Genomic DNA, 5566 nt, shown 5'->3' on the forward strand with positions numbered 1-5566 from the left:
CCCGGATGCAGCTTGCAGAAATCATAGTGGCCGATCGGCTGCGAGGTGAGCCCCCCGGTCGCCATCGCTCCACCCGCCAAGGCCGGTGCCACCCAGCCCGCCGTCATTGCCAGCCCGGCCGCCACATACACGCGCAGCCGTCGCGCCATCGATGAGGAAATCATTGTCCCCGCTCACCCTTTGTTATTAACGAAAGGTTAAGGGGGATTTACAGTCCGTGTCAATTACGACGACGGTCGGATTGTCGGCATGGTTACCCGAGGGGCTGGACAGCGGCACTTGTGCAACAGAATCAGCCAGCCGGCCGGCTTTTACCGGTCAATCGCACGGTTTATCGCCGTTAAGCTTGGTTTTATGCATGTCATCGTCCCAAAACCCGCAATTTTGGACGACGTGCATTATCTCTTGGCGGCGCGGACCAGCTTCGGCTTCGCCGCGACACGCTCCTGGCGGCCGTAGCTGGTGATGAAGTCGACGATGCGCGGCACGATTTCGGAGCGGAAGCGCGAACCGTTGAACACGCCGTAATGGCCGACCGCCGGCTGCATGTAATGGGCGTGCCGCTCAGCCGGGATATTGGGGCAAAGATCATGCGCCGCCTTGGTCTGGCCAAGGCCTGATATGTCGTCGTTCTCGCCTTCGACCGTGAACAGCGCGACGTTACGGATCGCCGATGGATCGATCCTGGTGCCGCGATGCGTCATCTCGCCCTTTGGCAAGGCCTGCCGCACGAAGACGGTGTCGACGGTCTGCAGGTAGAATTCAGCCGTCAGGTCCATGACCGCCAGATACTCGTCGTAGAAATCGCGGTGCTTCTCGGCATTGTCGCCATCATGCTTCACCAGATGCATGAAGAAGTCCTTGTGGGCGATGATATGGCGATCGAGGTTCATGCTCATGAAGCCGGACAGCTGCAGGAAGCCTGGATAGACCTCGCGGCCGAAGCCTGGCACCGGCCACGGCGCATGCATCACGACATTGTCGCGGAACCAGTCGATGCCCTTTTCCTGCGCCAGCAGATTGACCGCGGTCGGGTTGCTGCGCGTGTCGATAGGCCCGCCCATCAAGGTCATCGTCGAGGGCACGAACGGGTCGCCCTTGGATTCCATCAGCGCCACGGCGGCCAGCACCGGCACGGAAGGCTGGCACACCGCCATCACATGCGTGTCCGGCCCCAGCGTGTGCAGCATGTCGATGACATAGTCGATGTAGTCGTCGAGATCGAATTGGCCGTCGGCAAGCGGCACCATGCGGGCATCGACCCAGTCGGTGATGTGCACGTCGGCATAGGGCAGCATCGCTTCCACCGTGCCGCGCAGCAGCGTCGCATAATGGCCAGACATCGGCGCCACGATCAGAAGCTTCGGATCGGGCTTGCGCCCGGCGGGGACAGCGCGCTCGAAGCGCACGAGATTGCAGAACGGCTTCGACCAGACGGTCTTCTCGGCGACCTCGACGCTCTTCCAGTCGACCACGGTCTTGCTCAGGCCGAAGGCCGGCTTGCCGTAGCGGCGCGTGGTGCGCTCGAACAGTTCGGCCGTCGCCGCGATCGAACGGCCCCATTGCGTGTGGGAAAACGGATTGAGCGGATTGGAGTAGAACATCCGCACCGCGTCGGCATAGAGGCGCGCCGGCTGCAGGGCGGCGTGGTTCATCTCATAGAGCTGGTAGAACATCGAGAAACCCCGCTGCTGCCTGCGACCGAAGGGACGACGAGCAGCGCCGAGCCTAAATGTCTCGCGGGGAAGTTAACAACTAATTGCTGCGATGCAATACGTCACGCTGCGTGACCAATGCTTCTTTGGTTCAAGGCCATGGAAATCGGGGCCGAACGGCGCCAGCCGGCTCAGTGTGCGGCTGCGAAATGTGTAGGTAGTGTGTCCGGCCCTTGCCGGACACAGGAAGCTCTAGACGCGCGCCATGCACACGGAAGTGTGGCCGGAGCCGATGAAGCCGAGCTGGCCGGCCGCGCCCTTCGACAGGTCGAGCACGCGTCCCTTGATGAACGGACCGCGATCGTTGATGCGCACGACGACGCTGCGGCCGTTGTTCTTGTTGGTCACCCTGAGCTTGGTGCCGAAAGGCAAGGTGCGATGCGCGGCGGTCATCGCCGACGGGTTCATGCGCTCGCCCGAGGCGGTTCTGGAGTGCAGCGCGTACCACGAGGCGCGGCCGCACTGGGCGGCGGCGGTCGCCGAAGAAGCGCCGACCATCAGGCCAGCAGCGATCGTTACCGCGACAATCGCGGTCTGTTTTGGGTTCTTCATATTTGGGGGATGGCTCCGTTTTTGACAGACCCCAGCCGTTAGGTGCCAAATAAGGCGGGAAATGCGGCAGTGATCTGGCGGTTCCGTGGCAATGGCACACGTTTGGAGTCGCTGGGTAACAGTCTGTCAGGGATTTTCCGGCACGCGATGGTCAATCAACGATGATCTTTGTGTTGCTATCGGGCATCCGTTTGACAAGATCGAACATTAATATCCAAGTAGAGCTCGGCGCGGCCGGGCCACTTCCTTTGGCTCTTTTATCGCGGTCCCGATGCTGTAACCAATCGACTTCAAAAGGGAGATCCGGCAATGAGGCTGACCAAAAATCTGCTGGCGTTGATTGTGCTTGCCGTCGGCGCGCTGTGGTCGCTGCAAGGCATCGGCGTTGTCGGCGGCAGCTTCATGACCGGCCAGTCGCAATGGCTCTATATCGGCGTCGTCACCATGCTGGTCGGGCTGATCGGGTTGGTGTGGGCGAACCGGTCAAGCGGGTGAGCTTGATGAAAGGTCGACCCCCACTCCGGCCCTTCGGGCCACCTCTCCCCCGATCGACGGGGTAGAGGAAGGGTGCGAGCTTACGCAAGGTTGGCTCCCTTCCTCTCCCTCCGGAGGGGGAGAGGTGGCGCTGCGAAGCAGCGACGGAGTGGGGGAAGGCGGTCCTCCAGGGCCCTGCCCCCGACAGCCCTACCCGAACAGCCGATCCAGAATCTTGCCCTCCAGCCGGGCCAGCTCCACCGAACCGCGCCGGCGCGGCCGTTCCACGGGCACATCCAGATCGAGCGCGACCCGGCCTTCACTGATCACCACGACCCGGTCGGCGAGCGCGACCGCTTCGGCGACATCATGCGTGACCAGCACGGCCGTGAACTTCTGCGCGATCCAGATGCGTTCCAGAAGCTGCTGCATCTCGATGCGGGTCAGGGCGTCGAGTGCGCCGAGCGGCTCGTCGAGAGCCAGGATCTGCGGGTGGCCGACCAGCGCGCGGGCCAGCGCCACGCGCTGCTTCTGACCTCCGGACAGCACCGAAGGCCATTCGTCGGCCCGGTCGGCAAGCCCGACCTCGCCGAGGATGTCGAGCGCGCGGTGCCTCGCTTCGCTATCGGTGGCGATGCCGGTCAGCCCGACCTCGACGTTTTTCACCACGCTGGCCCAGGGCAGGAGCCGTGGCTCCTGGAACATGAAGCGCGTGCGGCTGTGTCCTTCCTCTTCGACGCCGAAGGACAGCGATCCCGATGTCGGCCGGTCGAGCCCGGCCAGAAGCCGCAACAGCGTGCTCTTGCCGCAGCCGCTCTTGCCGATGACGGCAAGGAACTGCCCGGCCGGCACGTCCAGGTCGATGCCGTCGAGCACGGTCTTGTCGCCGAAGCGCTTGCCGGCATGCCTGAAGGCAAAGGCCCGCTGTCCTTCGACGGAGCCGATCGGCCGCACCGGCGTGGCGACGAAGGAACGGGCTGCGGTCAGGCTGGCGGCGGTCATGGGCAATCTCTCATCCGTTCTGGAAGGCCGGATGCCAGCCAAGCGACAGCCGCTCAAGCAGGCGGGCGAGGCTGTCGGCGAGCTTGCCGAGCAGCGCGTAGATCAGGATCGACAGCACGACGACATCGATCAGCAGGAATTCGCGCGCCTGCATGGCCATGTAGCCGAGGCCCGAACTGGCCGAGATGGTTTCGGCGACGATCAGCGTCAGCCACATGATGCCCAGGGCATAGCGCAGGCCGACGAAGATCGACGGCAGCGCGCCGGGCAGGATGACGCGGGAGAATAGCGTGCGACGGTCCATGCCGTAGACGCGGCCCATCTCGACCAGCTGTGGGTCGACGCTCTGGATGCCGAGCAGCGTGTTGACGTAGATCGGAAAGAACACGCCGAGCGCCACCAGGAACAGCTTGGCTTCCTCGTCGATGCCGAACCACAGGATGACCAGCGGGATCAGCGCCAGATGCGGAATGTTGCGGATCATCTGCAGCGTCGTGTCGGTCAGGCCGCGGCTGAGCGTCGATAGCCCGTTGGCAAGGCCGAGCGCAAAACCGATCGAACCGCCGACGGCAAAGCCGGCAAGGGCGCGCGCGGTCGAGACGCCGATGTTGCGGATCAGTTCGCCCGACAGCGTCAGCCGCCAGAAGGCCTCGGCGACCGCGCTGGGCGCCGGCAGCACGTTGGCCGGCATGACGCCGGCGCGGCTGGCAATCTCCCAGCCGGCAATGATCAGCGCCGGCAGCAGCCAGCCGGTGGCGTTGCTATGCAGGCGCGTGGAAAAGCTCATGACGAAGCCTGCAGGCGGTTGGCGCCATGGAAGCCGACCGAGAATTCGTTGGCGATGTTCTCATGCGCCCGCTGCCGCCTGGTGCCGAGCCCGAGTTTCGGAAACAGAAGCTCGGCGACGCGGTAGGCCTCCTCGAGATGCGGATAGCCCGAGCCGATGATGGTATCGATGCCGATCGCCTGGTATTCGCGGATGCGCCCGGCGATCTGTTCCGGCGTGCCGACCAGCGCCGTGCCGGCGCCGCCGCGCACCAGCCCGACGCCGGCCCACAGATTGGGCGACACGAGCAGCCTGTCACGGCGGCCGCCATGCAGCTCCGCCATGCGGCGCTGGCCGACCGAATCCATCTGGTTGAGGAAGCGCGCCTGCGCGTTTTCGATCTGGGCGTCGGTGACATGGCTGATCAGCCGGTCGGCGGCGCGCCAGGCTTCGTCCTCGGTCTCGCGCACGATAAAATGCAGCCGGATGCCGAAGCGCAGTTTTCTGCCGCGCCGCGCCGCCTTTGCGCGCGCCGCGGCCAGCTTCTCGGCCACCTGCGCCGGCGGTTCGCCCCAGGTCAGATACATGTCGACGAGGTCTGCGGCGAGGTCCTGGCCCGCATCCGACGATCCGCCGAAATAGAGCGGCGGCCGTTCCTGGTGCGGCAGAAGGTCGAGGCGGCCATTTTCGACGCGGTAATATTTGCCGTTGAAATTGACCCGCTCGCCGGACACCAGGCCGCGCCAGATGGTCAGGAATTCATGCGCCTGGGCATAGCGCTCGTCATGCGGCAGGAAGACGCCGTCGCCGGCGAGCTCGGTCGGGTTGCCGCCGACCACGACATTGAGCAGCAGGCGGCCATTGCTCAAGCGATCGAGGGCGGCGGTCTGGCGTGCGGCGAAAGTCGGCAGCGTCACGCCCGGCCGCAGCGCGACCAGGAACTTCAGTTTTTCGGTGAGTGTCGCGAGGCCCGTCGCGGTGATCCAGGAATCCTCGCAATTCTGGCCGGTCGGCAACAGCACGCCGGGAAAGCCGAGCCGGTCGACCGCCTGCGCGA

6 protein-coding genes and 1 pseudogene are annotated in these 5566 nt (G+C 64.6%); 1 reads left to right on the forward strand and 6 read right to left on the reverse strand.

Annotation, left to right across the window (positions count from 1 at the left end; all coding sequences use genetic code 11):
* The 3 genes and pseudogenes from EN925_RS40825 to EN925_RS21055 form a co-directional block, all read right to left on the reverse strand.
* A pseudogene (locus EN925_RS40825) lies at positions 1-164 on the reverse strand (transglutaminase); the annotation flags it as partial.
* A 234-nt stretch (positions 165-398) separates the two neighbouring features.
* Positions 399-1676: a polyhydroxyalkanoate depolymerase gene (locus tag EN925_RS21050; RefSeq protein ID WP_063169608.1), complete on the reverse strand. Its 1278-nt coding sequence runs from the start codon at positions 1674-1676 to the stop codon at positions 399-401.
* Positions 1677-1907: 231 nt separating this feature from the next.
* Complete coding sequence (locus EN925_RS21055; RefSeq protein WP_013528714.1) at positions 1908-2267, reverse strand: septal ring lytic transglycosylase RlpA family protein; 360 nt, start codon at positions 2265-2267, stop codon at positions 1908-1910.
* 309 nt (positions 2268-2576) lie between these two features.
* On the opposite strand from EN925_RS21055, the gene EN925_RS39730 reads away from it, so the two are divergent.
* A complete protein-coding gene (locus EN925_RS39730) occupies positions 2577-2762 on the forward strand; it encodes a hypothetical protein (protein ID WP_024502222.1) in 186 nt (61 codons plus the stop codon).
* A gap of 189 nt (positions 2763-2951) precedes the next feature.
* Here the strand turns inward: EN925_RS39730 and EN925_RS21065 are convergent, their stop codons facing one another.
* The 3 genes from EN925_RS21065 to ssuD form a co-directional block, all read right to left on the reverse strand.
* Positions 2952-3743 carry an ATP-binding cassette domain-containing protein gene (locus EN925_RS21065; protein WP_127369421.1) on the reverse strand — a complete coding sequence of 264 codons (792 nt, stop codon included), beginning with the start codon at positions 3741-3743 and terminating at the stop codon, positions 2952-2954.
* A 10-nt stretch (positions 3744-3753) separates the two neighbouring features.
* Positions 3754-4530, reverse strand: coding sequence for an ABC transporter permease subunit (locus tag EN925_RS21070; RefSeq protein WP_127369420.1), 777 nt, complete (start codon positions 4528-4530; stop codon positions 3754-3756).
* Positions 4527-5566 (reverse strand): FMNH2-dependent alkanesulfonate monooxygenase (gene ssuD / locus EN925_RS21075; RefSeq protein WP_128336878.1); only part of this gene is annotated, 1040 nt, incomplete at its 5' end. The genes ssuD and EN925_RS21070, both read right to left, overlap by 4 nt.

Source organism: Mesorhizobium sp. M7A.F.Ca.US.006.04.2.1, from assembly GCF_004022915.1.
Taxonomy (GTDB): Bacteria; Pseudomonadota; Alphaproteobacteria; order Rhizobiales; family Rhizobiaceae; genus Mesorhizobium; species Mesorhizobium ciceri.